1 protein-coding gene is annotated in these 1,690 nt (G+C 57.1%); it reads right to left on the bottom strand.

What is annotated here, in order from left to right:
• Window positions 1–173 precede the first annotated feature (173 nt).
• Complete coding sequence (locus PXK07_RS18570) at window positions 174–1,619, bottom strand: IS1182 family transposase (RefSeq protein WP_065331940.1); 1,446 nt, start codon at window positions 1,617–1,619, stop codon at window positions 174–176.
• Window positions 1,620–1,690 lie beyond the last annotated feature (71 nt).

Below are 1,690 nucleotides of genomic sequence, written 5' to 3'. Positions count from 1 at the left end.
GAGGCTGTGTGGAAACTGGCTGGTGTTGCCCAGCTTTCCCCGAGTTTGGGTCTTGGAGCGTGATTTGCCAATCGGTTCAATTGGAAACTTCAGGCTCGGCCAGGATTCCGCCTCTGCGGCGCTCTGGGTCAGTTTCCCTTTTCAAGAAGCCGTTTTTGCCAAAGCATCGCGGATTAGGCCCTCATCGCGGCAATCAGGGCTGGGATGCCGATGATCTTCATGACGCGGGTCATATTGTAGGCAAGAACGTGCAGGGCCATCTCGGTGGCGACGTTTTTCAGCCGCCTCATCTTGAAGTGCGTCGCACCCATCCATGACTTGATCGTGCCGTAGGGGTGTTCGACCGTCATGCTGCGCACAGCCAGTTGGGTGGGATCCTTGTCCAGGCGCTGTTGAACACGTTCCAGAACATCTTCATGTTCCCACCTACGGATGCGACGTTCTTTGCTGTTCGTGCATTTGTATTTGAGCACGCAACCCTCGCAGTGGCTGGACCAGTAGGTCCGGATCGCTTTGCCGTCTTGCTGACCCGTGAACCGATAGATCAGTTGTTGGCCTGCCGGGCAGATGTAAGCGTCAGCCGCAGCGTCGTAGGCAAAATCGGCTTTGTCGAACTGCCCGCGCGCACCAGCATTCGATGTTTGAGGTTTGGGGACAACGACCGCGATACCGGCCTCTTCGCAGGCCAGGATTTCTTCACTCTTGTAGTACCCCTTGTCCGCGATGACCTCGATCTGATCTGTGGCCATCGCATCGCGGGCGGCCACCGCCATCATCGACAAAGCATCCCTGTCATAACCCTGCATGGTGACTTCATGGGCGACGATAAGGTGGTTATCTGCCTCCACCGCCGTTTGGACGTTGTATCCCACGACGCGCGGCATGCGGGACGTTGTCGCCATGGAGCGCGCATCGGGATCACTCAGCGACACCTGTGCCTCGCCCGTTTCATCCATGCGTCTCTCGATCGATCTGTAGCGACAGGCTTCCTTTTGCAGATGTTCCAGCTTTCGCAGGGTGCGTTCCATGCGCGCTTCGGGCAATACCGTTCCGGTCTGCTCAAACACCTCGTCGGCGCGATCCAACTCACCCAGATATCGTTCAATCGCCTTGTCAATCTCGCCCAGCTTCTGACGCAGCTTGCCACGCGTGTAGTTCTTGGCCTTCGCATTCACCGCCTTGAACCGGCTGCCATCGATAGCAACGAGGGTCCCATCCAGCAGGTTGATGTCGCGACATAGCGCGACGAACTGCTGACAGACCTTGCGGATCGCGGGGCCGTTATCCCTGCGGAAGTCCGCAATTGTCTTGAAGTCCGGCTTCAAACGGCCCGTCAGCCAAATGAGCTCCAAGTTGCGCCCGCACTCACGCTCCAATCGCCGCGATGACTGGACCTGATTGAGATAGCCGTACAGGTAAATTCGCAGCATCAGCCCCGGATGATAGCCGGGTCGACCCGTCGCAGCGGGCGACGCGCTGAAGCCCAGCACGGCAAGATCAAGCATCTCAACGAACGCATCAATCGCTCGAACTGCGCTGTCTTCACCCACGTAGTCGTTAAGGCATTCAGGCAGCAACATCGCCTGATGTCGATCAATGCCCTCAATAAACTGACCCATAAAATGCCTCCGCACCGAATGCAGAAATCATACCATCATTCAGATCAGCAAGGGAGTTTTCACACAGCCTC

This window comes from Phaeobacter sp. QD34_24 (assembly GCF_028890115.1).
Taxonomy (GTDB): domain Bacteria; phylum Pseudomonadota; class Alphaproteobacteria; order Rhodobacterales; family Rhodobacteraceae; genus Phycobacter.
This window is presented reverse-complemented; position numbering and strand designations above follow the sequence as displayed.

Bases quoted from the DNA above. Each gene is read 5' to 3' on its own strand.
- PXK07_RS18570 (WP_065331940.1), bottom strand. From the start codon at position 1,619: ATGGGTCAGTTTATTGAGGGCATTGATCGACATCAGGCGATGTTGCTG.